Consider the following 14980-nt stretch of genomic DNA (forward strand, 5'->3'; position numbering starts at 1 on the left):
GCGGGTGAGGGTGATGGCGGCACGGGAGGACGACGGGAAGGTCGAGATCCGGGCCCTGCGGGCGATGGGCCGCCAGGTCTTCGGCTTCCGCCTGGCGATGATCGCCGTGGCGGCCCCCGCGGCCCTTCTCAACGCCACCCCCGGCCTGGGCGCCCGCCTGGTCGGCTCGGCGGTGGTCGTCACCTTCATGATCTCGTACGTCCTCTTCCGTGACTGGCAGCGCTTCGGCCCGCTGCTCCTGCGCCACCCCACCCTGCTGGCCGCCGACACCCTCTTCGGGTCCTTCCTGCTGATCTCGGCCGGCCCCGACACCACCCTGGCCTACGTCAGCGTCTGCACCCCGCTCGTCGCCGGCCTCCTCTACAGCTGGCGCGGAGCGGCGGTCTTCGCCTCCCTCCAGTCGCTGATCCTGCTTCTCGTACAGGAGACCGTGAAGCACCAGGCGGGCGTCGCCGAGTTGCTTCTCCTGCCCGGTCTGTGTGTGATCACAGGCGCGATGGGCTCCACCCTGCGCACCCTGATGCTCCGCTTCGGCACCGCCACCGAGGCCCTCACCGAGACCCGCGCCCGCCTCGCCGCGACCGAGGCGGTGAGCGCGGAACGCGCCCGCCTGGCCCGCGAGATGCACGACTCGGTGACCAAAACCCTCTACGGCGTCGCACTGATCGCCGACGGGCTCGCGGAGTCGGCGTCCGCGTCTCCCGACCGCCTGGACCCGACGCTGATCAGACAGCAGGCGGAACTGGTGGCGAACGCGGCCCGCAAGGCGGCGGAGGAGTCCCGGGACCTCCTGACGGACCTGCGGACCGCGACGGACGCCGAACCGTCGGACGTACTGGCGGAACTGGCGTCCCTGGCAGCGGACTTCACCACCCGTACGTCCCTCCCCACCACGTACGACGGCCCGGCCACCCCCTTGCCCCTCGCCCCCGCCACGAGCCGCCGGCTGCTGAGCATCACGGCGGAGGCCCTGGAGAACGCGTACCGCCACGCACGCGCGACGAGGGTCGACGTACGGGCTCGGACCACGCCCACCCACCTGGTGGTGACCATCCAGGACGACGGCCGGGGCCTGCCCCCGGACGCGACCCCCGAAGAACTGCGCCGCACCGGCCACTTCGGCCTCCTCGGCATGACGGAACGGGCCGCGTCGATGGGCGCGCGCCTCCGGTTGACCACCGACCGGGGCACCGAGGTCCGCGTGGAGGTGCCACTGACATGACGGAGACGAGAGGAGGCCCCCCGATGCCGCAACACCCCTTCACGGAGCGCGAAGAGCCACCGCTCCCGCCCCTGCGCGTCCTGGTGGCCGACGACAACCCGGTGATCCGCGCGGGCCTGACGGCCGTCCTCCGCGCCGCGGACGGCCTCACGGTCGTCGCCGAGGCCGACGACGGCCGCGCGGCCTACGAGGCGGCGTCGCGTCTTCACCCCGACGTCATCCTCCTCGACGTCCGCATGCCCGGGGTCGACGGCATGTCGGCGCTGCCGCACCTGGTGCGCCTGGCCCCGGTCATGATGCTGACGTACAGCGACGAGACGGAGATCGTGCAGGAGGCCGTACGCCTGGGCGCCGGCGGCTACCTGGTCCACGGCGAGTTCACGACAGCACAGCTGACACAGGCGGTACGGGACGTGGGCGGCGGCCGACCGCACTTCACACCGACGGCCACGAACGCGTTGCTCGCCCATATCAGAGACCATGCAACTGCACACGCAAAACCCGAACTGCGCGCTCTCCCAACACATTTTCCACCCAAAGGGCTTTCGCAACTGCAATCATCTGTGGGACAGTCATCGAAGTCCCGTTTTCAACTGAGCGGCAGGGAGGCGGAGATCATGGACCTCATCGCGTCCGGCATGAACAACCAGCAGATCGCCGCCGTCTGCTTCATCAGCGAGAAGACGGTCAAGAACCACATCAACCGCATCTTCGCCAAGCTCCACACCGCCACCCGCGCCCAGGCGACGGCCAAGTGGCTGGGGGTGTCATGAGGCTGAACAGGATGAACTGGGTCCGGATTTGGGTCCTGGGACCCTCCGCGGATGGGTATGTTCCGCCGTACGTTCCAAGGATCGGAACCGAACCCGGAGGGGAACACCATGAGCGACCGGATGCTGAGGATGCTTGTCGCGCTGCAGCGCCGCGCCGACGACCGGGGGCAGACCGCGGTCGAGTACCTGGGGATCATCGCGGTGGTGGTGGCGATCGTGCTGGCGGTCACGGGGACGAGTATCGGCAGCCACATCCTGGAGAAGATCCTGGCGCAGATCGACAAGATCGTGTGATGTGTGTTCGCCGTTACGGCGATTCCGGGCAGGCCTTCCCCATTTACATCACGGTTGTGGGGGGCCTGCTCTTTCTCGCGTTCGCCTATCTTGCGGTCGGTCAGGCCGCAGTGAACCGGAACGGCGCCCAGACGGCCGCCGACGCGGCGGCGCTCGCCGCGGCGATGAACACGCGTGACGAGCTTGCGGACCAGTGGGTGAAGGACGTACTCGACCCGACAAAGTGGCAGGACATCTTCGCCGGCAATGTGCCGGTGGCCGAGTCGTGCTGGCGTGCCGCCGAACTGGCGGCTCAGAACGATGCGACGGCACAGTGCATCCCCGAACCGCCGCTGAGCTACAAGGTCGATGCCGAGACGAACAAGACCGTGGGCGACTCCGTCGTGCCCGGCACTGAGAACTTGAAGTCGACGGCGCACGCCACAGCCGTGATCGAGCCGCTCTGCACGTTCACACTTTCCGGCGACGACAGCGTCCTGCCTGAACTCACCTGCAGGGATCGGAACTGGGTGCTGGATCCGGACCACCTCACGGATCTTCCGGGCCCCGGCGATCTCTTCGACGTCCACCTGGCCGATTGACAAGCGAATCGACGAGTGATGAAGGAAGCGGAGCTATGAGCATTCGGTTCACTGCGAAGGCTCGCAGGGGGATGGTCGCATTGGCCGTCACGGCTGGTCTGGCTCTCGGCGCGGCCGGATGCGGTGGCGGTGGCGACGGCGGTGGCAACAAGAAGCCCGGCGCATCGGCATCGCCGTCCCAGAAAGGTGGGTCCCAGCCGAGTGCGCAGGAGGGGAAGTCCGAGACGCCTCTCGCCGAACTCGCAGGCCCTTCCGGACTGGTCCTCCAAGTCACCTCCGCGGTAAGGGACTCGGGTGGCTTTCTCACCATCAATGCGAACCTGAAGAACGACGGATCCCAGATGGTCGTGGTTCCCGTGGCGCTGCGGGGCGACGAGACAGAGATCGTCCAGCACGGCACCTCGTTCGGCGGCGCCACGCTCGTGGACTCCAAGGGGAAGAAGCGGTACTACGTGCTGCGGGACACGGACGGGCGCCCGCTCACCACGACCGATCTCGCCTCTATCCAGGCCGGTCAGACCATCCCCATCTTCATGCAGTTCCCAGCACCACCGACCAGCACCACCGAGGTCACCCTCCAACTCCCCACCTTCGCCAGCGGCACGATCCAGATCTCCGGGTGAGGCCGACGTGACCACACCACGCCTCCCGCTGACCCTGGGCGCCGCCACGCTCCTGCTGGTCACGAATCTCTACGGCGCGACAGTCGCCCATGCCGACGGCGGCGACCCGAGCGTCCCCCCGGGCACCGAGCCCTCGGCCACCGCACCCGTGAAGATCGACCCCACCGACCCCGACCTCAAGCTCCCCGAAGGCGCCACCCTCGCCGACCCCAAGGTCCTGGACATCAAGTCGGTCGTGGAGGACCAGAGCGGTGACGAGCGCCGTGAGGACACCAACGCGGACGTGACCTTCGCCCTCCAGGCCGAGGTGCTGTTCAGCAAGGACAGTTCCAAGCTGAGCCCGGCGGCGAAGGCGCGGATCGACACGATCGCGGAGGAGATCAGGAAGCAGAACGCCACCCAGGTGCGCGTCTTCGGCTTCACGGACAACCTGGGCTCCTCGGCCCACGGAGACGTCCTCTCCCGTCAGCGCGCCAACGCCGTGCAGGGCGTCCTCGACCAGGACCTGAACGACCCGAACATCACCTTCGACGTCCGCGGCTACGGCGAGCAGTACCCGATCGCCGACAACTCCACGGAGGAGGGCCGCAAGAAGAACCGCCGGGTGGAGGTGACGTTCCCGAGGACGGGGGGCTGAGCGGCGTCGGTGGTCACCGGGTCGAGTTCATGGGCTCGTACGACCGGATACCTGCCGGGGCGTACTTGTGCGGCCTGGTGTCGCGGTCGCGGGCCCTCCGAGTCCGGCGAGACGACCTCGACGGCGAGCAGGACGTCGGCGGTCTTGAACCGAGTCCGCTCCAGCCCGGTGACAGCGCCGGCGCGGACTACGGACACGTCGGGCTCGGGGCCGAGTGAGCGGCTACTCCACCTCGACACTCACCAGCGTCCCCACCTCCACGCCCCACCCCGCCATGGCCCCGGCCTCCGCCTCCAGCACATGCCGGGACCGGAGACGCGGCAGGCCCAGGCGCCCCGGCGGCATGGTGCGTACGGCGATGACGGTCAGCCGCCGGTCCAGATAGGCGACGTCGACCGGCATCCTCATCCGGAACGTGTGAATGCTGCCGGCGGGGGAGAGCAGGATCGCCCCGTCGAGCGCGTCCCGTCCCAACAGGCCTTTCGCACGGGCGCGATAGGACGCGGCGATCTCCAGCGGGACAACGACCGGTTCCTCGCCGTCATGGATGACCAGCCTTCCTCGCCCGTCCCGCCAGCGCGCCATCCCGGATGCCTCCTGCCGCTCCACGTCTCACATGAACGTACAGGCGGGGCGACGCGGCTCGTCAGTCACTCTTCTGGTTGATGGGTGCCAGCGGTTCGTGTCTTCACATGCGGAACGGTTAAAGTCCCTTACCGATCGCTTACTCGCGCCCTCGTCCCCTTGGGCAAGGGCCGCAGGCAGGGAGGGGACACGGGGCGTGGCGGACCGGCTGGTGGTCGACGGCGATGAGCTCGCGCACTTCATGAAGTTGCTGAAGAGATCGAGCAGTTCTCTGCAGGGACTGCGCAAGGCGTTGAGCGACGCCACGGTCAGCGGACTCGGCACGGACGATCTGGACGGTGCGTGTGAGTACTTCCAGGAGGAGTGGAAGTACGGCACTCAACAGATCGGCGAGCAGACCGAGAATCTCGCCGAGATCATCGGCAAGAGCCGGGACAGCTACAACGAGGTGGACAAGGCGCTGGAGGAGGCGCTGAAGAAGGCCAAGGCGGGCAAGGGCGGGGGAACGAAGTGACGTACACCCCTGGTACGGAGCGGCCCGGCGGGGTTCTCGATCCGCAGACCCGTGCGGACTACGACAAACCGCAGGGGCTCAAATCGCGTTCGGGTGTTTCCGACACCGGCTATCCGAACCTTGGCTTCAATCCGGCGCCGGGCAGTACCGACTCCGTTCATGACCTCTACGTCAAACTCACCAACTGTGCCAAGGTCCTGGAAGAGTCCCATGGGCTGGTCACCAAGCTGATGGACGGCAGCTACTGGAAGGGTGACGCGGCCGTCGCCTTCCGGGAGGAACTCGACGGCGGCTCGTTGCCGCTCAACCTCAAGAACGCGGCGCACTCCATCCGTAAGGCCGCCCGCCATCTCGACCGCTGGGAAGGCGAACTGGAGGAGTTCCAGCGCCGGGCGAAGCGGCTGGAGAGCGATGCCAAGGACGCCAGGGACGTTCTGGACGCTGCGAATGGTCGGGCGAGCAAGGCGAAGGCTGACCCGGATCTGAACAAGAAGGGGTCCCGGCACGACACGGCCCAGAAGACGCTGTCCCACGCCAACACGGCCGTGGACGACGCCCGGGCCGACCTCGATGCGATCATCACCCGGGCGAAGAAGCTCGCCGAGGAGCATGAGGAGAAGGCCCGGTACCGGGCAGGCAAGATCACCGACGCGACACAGAAGCTGGCACCGCAGGAGCCTGGGTTCTTCGACGAAGCGCTCGACTGGATCAGCGACAACCTGCCGGACATCCTCAGCTGGACCGCCGCCGTCATCGGCATCATCGCGCTGTTCGTGGTCACCGGCGGGACCGCCGCGGCCGTGCTGCTCCTGGTCGCTGCGGCGCTGAGCGCCGGCGCGGTCGTGACGCGACTGGCGGACCCGACGGTGCGCGCCTCGTTGTGGGACGGATTTCGGCACGGCGAGTTCGACGCCGACTTCTGGAGCAACGCGATCGGGGTGGCCGCGGACGGGCTGGGCATGCTGCCCGGCCTCGGTGCGGCGGCCAAGGGTGCCCCTGTGCTGTTCAGGTCGGTTGGCGAAGCAGGTGAGGTGCTGACGGTGGGCGAGCGGATCACCGCTGCCGGAGGCAAGACCATGGCGTCAGCCAAGGAGTTCGCCGACCTGAAGAATCCGTTCACGGAATGGGTGGTGGAGAAGGCGCCGAGACTGACCAATGCGGTCGAGGTCACCGAGAAGGTCGCTCCGTGGGCCGGTCTCGCCACCGCGTCCTATGGCCTGGCCGCAAGTTTGAACGACTCACTGGACAACGACACCGTGTCGAGCGCGGGCACCGGCGTCGACGGCTTCTTCCTGGGGCCGATCGACACCGCCGAAACCGTCGACCTGGTCCGTCGTGTCTTCGGGCCCGTGTGAGCAGGCCTCACGCCGACCATGTCAACCCTCCCACTCCGCACGAGAAGGCAACCCCTGATGCATTCCACCGATCACGCCACCGCCTGGGAACACGCGCCGACGCGAGCTGCGTGGGCGCGGCACATGGCCCTGAACGTGGTTGGGCTGGTCGGTTGGCCTGCCGGATGGGTGGCGCTGATCGGCCTGTCCACCTACACCCCGAACTGGGTCGTGTGGATCTTCATGCCGTACTTTCTCTATGGCTTCTACCGGTTCTTCGTCCAGCTCACCTACTTCCCCGCGGCCCTGCGCATGCGCCGTGTCCTGCGGGAGTACCCCTGGCAGATCCTCGAAGCCGTACCGAGCGGCATCGGCAAGTATCCCGGTGCGCGTGACGACGGCATCTGGTTCGAGTTCCGTAGTCCGTCGGAGCCGGAGGAGAAGATCCCGTTGGTGTTTCTCAAGCACCAGCGTTCGTACTGGTGGCTGAGGCGACTGGACGGTCCGCGGACGAAACCTGCACGCAGGGCACAGATCGAACCCCTCTGGTTTGCGGGTGACCCGCGCTTCCTCGCGGTCGTCGCCGCATCGGGCAGGGGCGGCCATTCACCGAAGCGGTTCCATCTGCTCTACCAGCGCCCGGTATTCGACAGAAGCTGCGCACCCGAGAGCTGGGATGCCGAACAGGAGGCCGTCGAACGCGCCGGCCGTGCCGGTGCCCGGTATCTCCCGGAGTCCACGCACCTACCTGCGCAGGGATGAGTGGCGGCGCAACATGAGCACCGCATTCGCTTCGAACGTGACTGTGCACCCGAGCGCCGAGGAACCCGGCGACGGCGTCTGGTTCGCTGTTCCTACCGGGTTCACCTCCCTTCCCCTTCCGGCTCTTGTCGCACCGACCGGCTCCCCGGAGGCGGCGCGAATGGACGAGAGCCTGGCTCCGGTCCTCGCTTCGGCTCCCGACGAGGTGTCCCGGCAGGAATTCACCGCAGCCCTGACCGTCGTCCAACGCATGCTCCGCAGTGTGCAGACGGACCGGACGGCCCACTGCGCGCTCGGACTGCACCGGGACGACGCAGAGGGCGGGAACGGAACCGCTTTGCTCTCCCTGTTCACCATCTCCTGGGTGGACACCAGCTGGGCCCCACGAGGAGTCACCGCCGCCCGGGCTCTTGTGACGGCCGAAGGCCACACGCACATCGAGTACGGGGAGGTCCCCTGCGGCCCTGCCGCGTTCAGCGAGACGGTCCGTATGCCGACGGCTGAGTCGGGTCTTCCCCGGAAGCCCCTGCTGCAGATCCACGGACACCTCCCACACCCCGACGGCACCACCCTCGCCCTCCTCACCCTGAGCACCACCGCCGTACCCCACCGCGAGCAGTACCGCGCGATCCTCCGGCAGATCGCGCGCACCGTCAGCTTCGACGACCCCTTCGCTTCGTCCCGGAGCGGAGCCCGATCGTGACGGACGCTCTCCCGCCCCTGCCCTGGGCGTCGCAGCCCGCCGTCAAGCACCCGCCCACACGGCGTGCGATCCACCGCAGGCTGATCCGCCAGGCGGCGCTCCTCCTCGTCGTATGGCCCGGGGTCGTCACTGCCCTCGTCCTGGCCGCGGCCACCGACGCCGACCGGTTCACACCGATCCTGGTCCGAGGGGTCGCCGCCACCCCGGTTCTGCTGCCCCTCAACATCTGGGGCGCCGTCAGCGCCCTGCGTATGCACCGCCGGCTCAGCGCCTACCCGTGGCGGCTGGTGGAGTGCCAGGTCGTCGTCCCCTCCATACACGGATGGCGGGCCAGGGACCACGACCCGGCATCCGGACGCGAGACGCGGGTGCCCGCCGTTCTCCGGATCGGGCCGGACGCCCTGACAGCCACCCCCTTCAAGCGGTATGTGAACGTACGCCTCACCCACGTCTGGTGCGCGGGCCCTCCCACCCCGGGCGCCGTGGTCTCCGAACCGGGCGGCGCGCGGCCCTTCCGCGTGGCGCGATACAAGGGCGCCACCGCCGCACCTGCCCACGCCACTGCGTCGTAGAGAAGTTGGCCCGCCTCCGCTCCCGGGTAGGACCTTCCCCATGACCGCACTAGGCGCCGTATTCCGCCCCCAGCTGCCCCCCGAGCGACTCCGTGCCGTGGTTCGGGTCGCGGATGATGTCGGGCTGGAGGAGTTGTGGCTGTGGGAGGACTGTTTCCGGGAGGGTGGGATCTCCACCGCCGCCGCTGCCCTCGCCTGGTCGGAGCGGGTGCGGGTCGGCGTGGGGCTGTTGCCCGTGCCGTTGCGGAACGTCGCCATCACCGCCATGGAGGCCGCCGCGCTGCACCGGATGTTTCCGGGGCGCGCGATCCTCGGTGTCGGCCACGGCGTGCAGGACTGGATGGGCCAGGTCGGCGCCCGCGCCGAGTCCCCGCTGACCCTGCTCCGTGAGCATCTCGACGCCCTGCGCGCCCTGTTGCGCGGCGAGCGGCTCACCGTCGACGGGCGGTACGTCCGGCTCGACGACGTAGCGCTCGACTGGCCGCCCGCCGACCCCGTCCAAATCCTCGCCGGAGCCGAAGGCCCCCGCACCCTCCGCCTCACCGGCGAGGCCGCCGACGGGACGATCCTGACCGCCGCCACCCCGCCCGACGGCGTCCGCCGGGCCCGGCGGCTCATCGAGGAGGGACGGGCGGCCGCCGGGCGGGGCGCGGACGAGCCGCACCAGGTCGTCGTCTATCTCCTCACCGCCACCGGGGCCGACGCGCCCGCCCGGCTCCGCGCCGAACTCGCCGCCGAGGGCCTGGAGTCGGTCCCTGAACTCGGCGTCGCCGGAGACGCGGGCGCCGTCGCCAAAGCCGTGCGGCGGCTCACCGAGGCCGGCGCCGACACCGTCATCCTCCAGCCGACGGGGGACGAACCCGACCCCGAGGGTTTCGTACGGTTCACCGCCGAGGAGGTCCGGCCGCTGGTGCCGTGAGCCGTCCGGCGGCCGGTACCGCCGGAGCACCAGGTCAGGCGGGACTGCTGGACGGGGCCCGGTCGGTCGGGACCGCCAGACGGCTCGCTCGGCCGGTACTGCCGGAGCACCCGGTGAGGCGGGACGCCTGGACGGCCCGCTCGGTCGGGACCACCGGGGGCCGGTCGGTCGGGACCGCCGGAGGCCCGCTCCGGCGGCACCGCCCGACGGCCCGGTCAGTCCGTGCCCGCAGGTGTGGTCCGCCGGTGATCTCCCGTCGTGCCGTCGATCAGCTCCCGCAGGATGTCGATGTGCCCGGCGTGCCGGGCGGTCTCCTCGATCATGTGCACCAGTACCCAGCGCAGGGAGACCGAGTGGTCCCGCCAGTCCGGCCGGCCCAGTGCCTCCAGTGGCCGCCCGGTGATCACCGCGTCGGCGGCGGCGCGCGCACGGCCGTAGAAGTCGATGATCTGCCGGGTCGTCTCGCCGGGGCCGACCGACAGGTCCTCGTCCGTGTTCGGGTCGAACCAGAGCGGCTCGACCTCGCCGCCGAAGGTCGACGCGAACCAGCCGTACTCCACCGACGCCAGATGCTTCACCAGCCCCAGCAGATTCGTCCCGGACGGGGTCATCGGGCGGCGCAGCCGTTCGTCGTCGAGGCCCTCCAGCTTCCACAGCACCGCGTCCCGGTGCCGGTCCAGGCTCGCGTGCAGGATTTCCTTCTCACCGGCGGTGTACGTGCCATCGTTCGTCGTCATGGTGGGTGAAATTAGCAGCGGGCACTGACATTCCGTTGGGATCATGCGGGCCATGGCCGAGCAGACGCACCGCACCTTCGAGGACCTCGTCGCCGAGGGCGCCGCCGTGCCCACCGAGGGCTGGGACTTCTCCTGGTTCGAGGGCCGGGCCACCGAGGCGCGCCCCTCCTGGGGCTATGCCCGCGCGGCCGGCGGACGACTGGCCCGCGCCACCGCCGCCCTCGACATCCAGACCGGCGGCGGCGAGGTCCTCGACTTCGCCCTCAAGACCAGCAAGACCTTCAAGACCAGCACCAGCAAGACCCTCCAGACCAGCAAGACCACCACGGCCCCCAACACCACCGCGGCCCCCAACACCACCGCGGCCCCCAACACCGCGGCCCCCAACACCGCCGCCCCCGGCCCCCGGCCGCGGCTGCTCGTCGCCACCGAGGGCTGGGCGCCGAACCTCCGCAAGGCGAGCGCCCTGCTGAGCGCGCGCGGTGTCGTGGTCGTCGCCTCGGCCGAGGACGCCCCGCTGCCGTTCGCCGACGAGTCCTTCGACCTGGTGCTCAGCCGGCATCCGGTGCGGGCCCACTGGACCGAGATCGCGCGCGTGCTGCGCCCCGGCGGCACCTACTTCGCCCAGCACGTCGGACCCGCCAGCGTCTTCGAGTTGGTGGAGTACTTCCTCGGGACGCAGCCGGAGGCGGTCCGCGGCGGGCGGCACCCCGACCGGGAGCGTGCCGCGGCGGAGGCGGCCGGGCTGGAGGTCGTCGGCCTGCGGGCCGAACGGCTGCGGATGGAGTTTTACGACATCGCCGCCGTCGTGCACTTCCTGCGGAAGGTCGTATGGCTGGTCCCCGGCTTCACGGTCGAGGAGTACGAGCCCCAACTCCGCGCCCTGAATCGGCGGATCGAGGCGGAGGGACCCTTCGTCGCGTACAGCGCCAGGCACCTCTTCGACGTCCGCAAGCCGGAGCGCCGGCCGTGATCCACCGGCCTTGGAATGCCAGGCGACGAAGAATGGCCAAGAACTGCCGCTCGTCGCCCCGGACGCCCACCCGGCACCGGGTGCGATCAAAAGGTGATCGAAGATCGTATTGGTACATGTCGTGACACCGATGAACTAATGAGGGCAAGACGTCTGCTAGTTCATGGATCTACGCATATGCGAATATTCAACCCCTCTGTTCATCTTCCATTCCCTCAGCGTTTTCACATCGTTACCTCTGACGTCCCGTATCGCCCCGTTGGCTCACGTAAGTTCAGACCAAGGTAATTCGCGTGAGCAAAGCTGCGCGGGCGGCACCGTGCAGTGGAGGGGGCTGCGCGGTGCCGTAATGCCCCACTGGCTCCCGTCAAGCCGTCGTTCGCGGCCGGGGTAGCCCGTCGGAGGGACGGGTGTGCAACCCGCCGAGGCGTCACCAAGACGGCCCAAACCCTCTTGATCCCCCCGAATGTGACCAGTTTTCCTGGGATTCCGCTGTGAATCGGCCACGTAAGGCCCTTGAATCCAGCGTTCCGGGCCCCTCGTGGCGTCGCCGGGTGACTCCGGAGAGTAGTTGTGGCACGCCGATGCGCGCGGCATCACTTACAAAGGGTTATGGTGGAACCCCCCCCCTCGGGCCGGTCCGTCTCCCCCCCACGGACCGGCCCGTTTTTTTCACCCACTTTTCAGGCGGTCTCGGGGCGCGCCCTCGAAGGGGCGCGGGGCTGCACACATCAGCGGCTCCGCCGCGCGGCCCGACCAGCCACAACCGACCCGCCGCCGCGCGGCGACCGGAACCCCCGCCCCCGGAGCGCCCGCCCTCCCGCGCCTCCCTCCCGCGCCTTCCTCAACTCCCCGCGGGGTAGGCTTCGGCGGGCGGACTCCCGCATTCGAATCCCGCGGACTCCCGCATCCGATCACGCGGACTCCCGCATCCGAATCACGAGGGGCGGACCTCAAGTGAACCTGCGCGACAAGCTGCGCGGCCTGCTCGTCAGGCTCTACGCACGCCGGGTGGAAGGTCACCTGGACCACGCTCAGGTGCCCAAGCACATCGGCGTCATCATGGACGGCAACCGCCGCTGGGCGAAGGCCGCCGGATCCAGCACCGTGCACGGCCACCGGGTTGGCGCCGAGAAGATCGAGGAGTTCCTCGGCTGGTGCTCCGAGACCGATGTCGAGGTCGTCACCCTCTGGTTGCTCTCCACGGACAACTTCGACCGCGCCAAGGAGGAGCTGGTCCCCCTCCTCGGCATCATCGAGGACGTCGTCCGCACCCTCGCCGCCGACGGCCGCTGGCGGGTCCACCACGTCGGCACCCCCGACCTCCTGCCCTCCCCGATGCGGAACGCGCTCAAGGAGGCCGAGGAGGCCACCGCGCACGTCGACGGAATACTGGTGAACGTCGCCATCGGCTACGGCGGCCGCCAGGAGATCGCCGACGCCGTCCGCTCGATGATCCTCGACGCCCAGGACAAGGGCATCGCGATGGGCGACCTCGCCGACTCCGTCGACGTCGACATGATCGGCCGGCACCTCTACACCGGCGCCCAGCCCGACCCGGACCTGGTGATCCGTACCAGCGGGGAGCAGCGGCTGTCCGGATTCATGCTCTGGCAGACCGCGCACTCCGAGTACTACTTCTGCGAGGTCTTCTGGCCCGCGTTCCGCAAGGTCGACTTCCTGCGCGCCCTGCGGGACTACGCGGCCCGCCACCGTCGCTACGGCGGGTGACGTGATCGTGACGGCGGTCATCGACGCGGCACAGGACCCCTGTCACCGTCGCCACGCTGGACAAACCCTTCGCCACGCTGGACAAACCCTTCGCCACGCTGGATGACCCCTTCGCTACGGTGGATGACCTCATCGGGCCCATGAGGCGTAAATCACCCGTTTCAGGGCGCCAGTAACACGGAGTTCACCTGCGCGTCGTTGCGGACCGTGGCATGGCGGCGCATGTTCGAGGGCATAAGGCAAGCAGGTCGATGCCCGAACCACGGGCATCGGATCTCAGCGGGCGACTCGGGGTCGTCCGCCCGGGAGGCCCTTTGCACCAGCCCGACCGTGCGGTCACGGCACGGAAGAAGCAGCGGAGGGCCGGTTTTCGGCCCGTGCAGGGTGGCCGTCAACCGGTCCAGCTCCTCTTCGTCGCTCCCCGACCTCATCCGAGGGGGTACGTCCTTCCGTGGTGACCAGCACAACGCGCCGCAAGTCCGACCGGCGCACCTATGTTCTCGACACCAGCGTCCTGCTGGCCGACCCGAACGCCATGACCCGCTTCGACGAGCACGAGGTCGTGCTGCCGATCGTCGTGGTCACGGAACTGGAGGCCAAACGGCACCATCCCGAACTCGGCTACTTCGCCCGGCAGGCCCTGCGTCTGCTCGACGACTACCGGGTCCGGCACGGCCGTCTGGACGCCCCCATCCCGATCGGGGACCTCGGCGGCACGATCCGTGTCGAGCTCAATCACTCGGACCCCAGCGTGCTGCCCAGCGGCTACCGCCTGGGGGACAACGACTCCCGCATCCTGGCGGTGGCCCGCAACCTGCAGGCCGAGGGGTACGACGTCACCGTCGTCTCGAAGGACCTCCCGCTCAGGATCAAGGCGTCGTCGGTCGGCCTGCTGGCCGAGGAGTACCGCGCCGAGCTCGCCATCACGGGCGCCTCCGGCTGGACCGGAATGTCCGAACTGACGCTCTCCGGCGAACAGGTGGACATCCTCTTCGACGAAGGCCACGTGTACGTCCCGGAGGCCTCCGACCTCCCCGTGCACACTGGCCTGACCATCCAGTCCGAGCGCGGCAAGGCACTCGGCCGGGTGACGGCGGAAGGCAACGTCCGTGTGGTACGCGGCGATCGGGAGGCGTTCGGCATCAAGGGCCGCAGCGCCGAGCAGCGCATCGCGCTCGATCTGCTGCTCGACCCGGACGTCGGGATCGTGTCGATGGGCGGCCGGGCCGGCACCGGCAAGTCGGCGCTGGCGCTGTGCGCGGGTCTGGAGGCGGTCCTGGAGCGCCGCCAGCACAAGAAGGTGATGGTCTTCCGTCCGCTGTACGCGGTCGGCGGGCAGGAGCTCGGCTATCTGCCCGGTTCCGAGTCCGAGAAGATGAGCCCCTGGGCGCAGGCGGTCTTCGACACCCTCTCGGCGGTCACCAGCCGCGAGGTCATCGAGGAGGTCACCGCGCGCGGGATGCTGGAGGTGCTGCCGCTCACCCACATCCGCGGCCGCTCCCTGCACGACGCGTTCGTGATCGTCGACGAGGCCCAGTCACTGGAACGGAACGTCCTGCTGACCGTTCTGTCCCGGATCGGCGCGAATTCACGGGTGGTTCTGACCCACGACGTGGCCCAGCGGGACAACCTCCGGGTCGGCCGGTACGACGGTGTGGTCGCCGTGGTGGAGAAGCTGAAGGGTCACCCGCTCTTCGCGCATGTCACCCTCAACCGGTCCGAGAGGTCCCAGATTGCCGCGCTTGTGACCGAAATGCTGGAGGACGGACACCTCTGACGCATCTGATCCCTGTGTCCAACTTGGGCTGATTACCCATCCGTTGGCGCCGTCCGGCAAAGGCCATGAGCCTAGCCGGGCGGCGTCTTCGTGCGTGCGGCTTTCCTGAAATCCCCTGGGGGAAACGGGATGTGAGCTTTCACACGCAACTCGGAATTGCCACCCGGCGTCGGGTTACGGCAGAGTCTCACTCCTGTCAGGCCCCGCATACGACACACCTGTACCCCCAGCGGTACGGCAACA

17 protein-coding genes and 1 pseudogene are annotated in these 14980 nt (G+C 69.0%); 15 read left to right on the forward strand and 3 right to left on the reverse strand.

Translation table 11 applies throughout. The features are described 5' to 3' along the window. The first annotated feature begins 13 nt into the window (after positions 1-13). From ABZ642_RS03510 to ABZ642_RS03535, 6 genes are all read left to right on the forward strand, one after another. On the forward strand, positions 14-1222 hold the full coding sequence (locus ABZ642_RS03510) for a sensor histidine kinase (RefSeq protein ID WP_360476411.1): 1209 nt from the start codon (positions 14-16) through the stop codon (positions 1220-1222). Between the two features lie 23 nt (positions 1223-1245). Further along, the gene (locus ABZ642_RS03515; protein WP_360476414.1) at positions 1246-1995 is read left to right on the forward strand and encodes a response regulator transcription factor; all 750 of its coding nucleotides are present in this window, start codon (positions 1246-1248) and stop codon (positions 1993-1995) included. A 108-nt stretch (positions 1996-2103) separates the two neighbouring features. Beyond that, a complete protein-coding gene (locus ABZ642_RS03520; RefSeq protein WP_360476416.1) occupies positions 2104-2289 on the forward strand; it encodes a hypothetical protein in 186 nt (61 codons plus the stop codon). Further along, positions 2289-2870, forward strand: a complete 582-nt coding sequence (locus tag ABZ642_RS03525) for a pilus assembly protein TadG-related protein (RefSeq protein ID WP_360476419.1) — start codon at positions 2289-2291, stop codon at positions 2868-2870. Before ABZ642_RS03520 ends, ABZ642_RS03525 begins: the two co-directional genes overlap by 1 nt. Before the next feature lie 35 nt (positions 2871-2905). Then, positions 2906-3493 carry a hypothetical protein gene (locus ABZ642_RS03530; protein ID WP_360476422.1) on the forward strand — a complete coding sequence of 196 codons (588 nt, stop codon included), beginning with the start codon at positions 2906-2908 and terminating at the stop codon, positions 3491-3493. Positions 3494-3500: 7 nt separating this feature from the next. After that, positions 3501-4130: an OmpA family protein gene (locus tag ABZ642_RS03535; RefSeq protein WP_360476425.1), complete on the forward strand. Its 630-nt coding sequence runs from the start codon at positions 3501-3503 to the stop codon at positions 4128-4130. A gap of 49 nt (positions 4131-4179) precedes the next feature. On the opposite strand, the pseudogene ABZ642_RS03540 reads toward ABZ642_RS03535, so the two are convergent. Next, a pseudogene (locus tag ABZ642_RS03540) lies at positions 4180-4342 on the reverse strand (Uma2 family endonuclease); the annotation flags it as partial. A gap of 10 nt (positions 4343-4352) precedes the next feature. Continuing rightward, positions 4353-4715, reverse strand: coding sequence for a DUF192 domain-containing protein (locus ABZ642_RS03545; protein ID WP_360476428.1), 363 nt, complete (start codon positions 4713-4715; stop codon positions 4353-4355). 196 nt (positions 4716-4911) lie between these two features. Between ABZ642_RS03545 and ABZ642_RS03550 the strand changes: the two genes are divergently transcribed. The 6 genes from ABZ642_RS03550 to ABZ642_RS03575 all read left to right on the forward strand — a co-directional run bounded on the left by ABZ642_RS03550 (position 4912) and on the right by ABZ642_RS03575 (position 9519). Beyond that, the gene (locus ABZ642_RS03550; RefSeq protein WP_360476431.1) at positions 4912-5229 is read left to right on the forward strand and encodes a hypothetical protein; all 318 of its coding nucleotides are present in this window, start codon (positions 4912-4914) and stop codon (positions 5227-5229) included. After that, positions 5226-6584 carry a putative T7SS-secreted protein gene (locus ABZ642_RS03555; RefSeq protein ID WP_360476434.1) on the forward strand — a complete coding sequence of 453 codons (1359 nt, stop codon included), beginning with the start codon at positions 5226-5228 and terminating at the stop codon, positions 6582-6584. Before ABZ642_RS03550 ends, ABZ642_RS03555 begins: the two co-directional genes overlap by 4 nt. Before the next feature lie 57 nt (positions 6585-6641). After that, positions 6642-7325 carry a hypothetical protein gene (locus ABZ642_RS03560; RefSeq protein WP_360476437.1) on the forward strand — a complete coding sequence of 228 codons (684 nt, stop codon included), beginning with the start codon at positions 6642-6644 and terminating at the stop codon, positions 7323-7325. A 160-nt stretch (positions 7326-7485) separates the two neighbouring features. Continuing rightward, the gene (locus tag ABZ642_RS03565; protein WP_360476440.1) at positions 7486-8028 is read left to right on the forward strand and encodes a hypothetical protein; all 543 of its coding nucleotides are present in this window, start codon (positions 7486-7488) and stop codon (positions 8026-8028) included. Next, positions 8025-8600, forward strand: coding sequence for a hypothetical protein (locus ABZ642_RS03570; protein ID WP_360476443.1), 576 nt, complete (start codon positions 8025-8027; stop codon positions 8598-8600). Before ABZ642_RS03565 ends, ABZ642_RS03570 begins: the two co-directional genes overlap by 4 nt. 40 nt (positions 8601-8640) lie before the next feature. Continuing rightward, a complete protein-coding gene (locus tag ABZ642_RS03575; protein WP_360476446.1) occupies positions 8641-9519 on the forward strand; it encodes an LLM class flavin-dependent oxidoreductase in 879 nt (292 codons plus the stop codon). Between the two features lie 215 nt (positions 9520-9734). On the opposite strand, the gene ABZ642_RS03580 is transcribed toward ABZ642_RS03575, so the two are convergent. Continuing rightward, a complete protein-coding gene (locus ABZ642_RS03580) occupies positions 9735-10256 on the reverse strand; it encodes a DinB family protein (RefSeq protein ID WP_360476449.1) in 522 nt (173 codons plus the stop codon). 52 nt (positions 10257-10308) lie between these two features. On the opposite strand from ABZ642_RS03580, the gene ABZ642_RS03585 reads away from it, so the two are divergent. The 3 genes from ABZ642_RS03585 (at position 10309) to ABZ642_RS03595 (ending at position 14737) form a co-directional block, all read left to right on the forward strand. Continuing rightward, entirely contained in the window at positions 10309-11229 is a 921-nt protein-coding gene (locus ABZ642_RS03585) for a class I SAM-dependent methyltransferase (protein ID WP_360476452.1), read from the forward strand. A 957-nt stretch (positions 11230-12186) separates the two neighbouring features. Continuing rightward, the gene (locus tag ABZ642_RS03590) at positions 12187-12960 is read left to right on the forward strand and encodes an isoprenyl transferase (protein ID WP_360476455.1); all 774 of its coding nucleotides are present in this window, start codon (positions 12187-12189) and stop codon (positions 12958-12960) included. Positions 12961-13411: 451 nt separating this feature from the next. Continuing rightward, on the forward strand, positions 13412-14737 hold the full coding sequence (locus tag ABZ642_RS03595; protein ID WP_360476458.1) for a PhoH family protein: 1326 nt from the start codon (positions 13412-13414) through the stop codon (positions 14735-14737). The last annotated feature ends 243 nt before the right edge of the window (positions 14738-14980 follow it).

Source organism: Streptomyces sp. NPDC007157 (assembly GCF_040634235.1).
Taxonomy (GTDB): Bacteria; Actinomycetota; Actinomycetes; order Streptomycetales; family Streptomycetaceae; genus Streptomyces.

Bases quoted from the DNA above. Each gene is read 5' to 3' on its own strand.
- ABZ642_RS03520 (WP_360476416.1), top strand. From the start codon at position 2,104: ATGAGCGACCGGATGCTGAGGATGCTTGTCGCGCTGCAGCGCCGCGCC.
- ABZ642_RS03530 (WP_360476422.1), top strand. From the start codon at position 2,906: ATGAGCATTCGGTTCACTGCGAAGGCTCGCAGGGGGATGGTCGCATTG.
- ABZ642_RS03575 (WP_360476446.1), top strand. From the start codon at position 8,641: ATGACCGCACTAGGCGCCGTATTCCGCCCCCAGCTGCCCCCCGAGCGA.
- ABZ642_RS03545 (WP_360476428.1), bottom strand. From the start codon at position 4,715: ATGGCGCGCTGGCGGGACGGGCGAGGAAGGCTGGTCATCCATGACGGC.
- ABZ642_RS03515 (WP_360476414.1), top strand. From the start codon at position 1,246: ATGCCGCAACACCCCTTCACGGAGCGCGAAGAGCCACCGCTCCCGCCC.
- ABZ642_RS03580 (WP_360476449.1), bottom strand. From the start codon at position 10,256: ATGACGACGAACGATGGCACGTACACCGCCGGTGAGAAGGAAATCCTG.
- ABZ642_RS03565 (WP_360476440.1), top strand. From the start codon at position 7,486: ATGGACGAGAGCCTGGCTCCGGTCCTCGCTTCGGCTCCCGACGAGGTG.
- ABZ642_RS03585 (WP_360476452.1), top strand. From the start codon at position 10,309: ATGGCCGAGCAGACGCACCGCACCTTCGAGGACCTCGTCGCCGAGGGC.
- ABZ642_RS03525 (WP_360476419.1), top strand. From the start codon at position 2,289: ATGTGTGTTCGCCGTTACGGCGATTCCGGGCAGGCCTTCCCCATTTAC.
- ABZ642_RS03510 (WP_360476411.1), top strand. From the start codon at position 14: ATGGCGGCACGGGAGGACGACGGGAAGGTCGAGATCCGGGCCCTGCGG.
- ABZ642_RS03560 (WP_360476437.1), top strand. From the start codon at position 6,642: ATGCATTCCACCGATCACGCCACCGCCTGGGAACACGCGCCGACGCGA.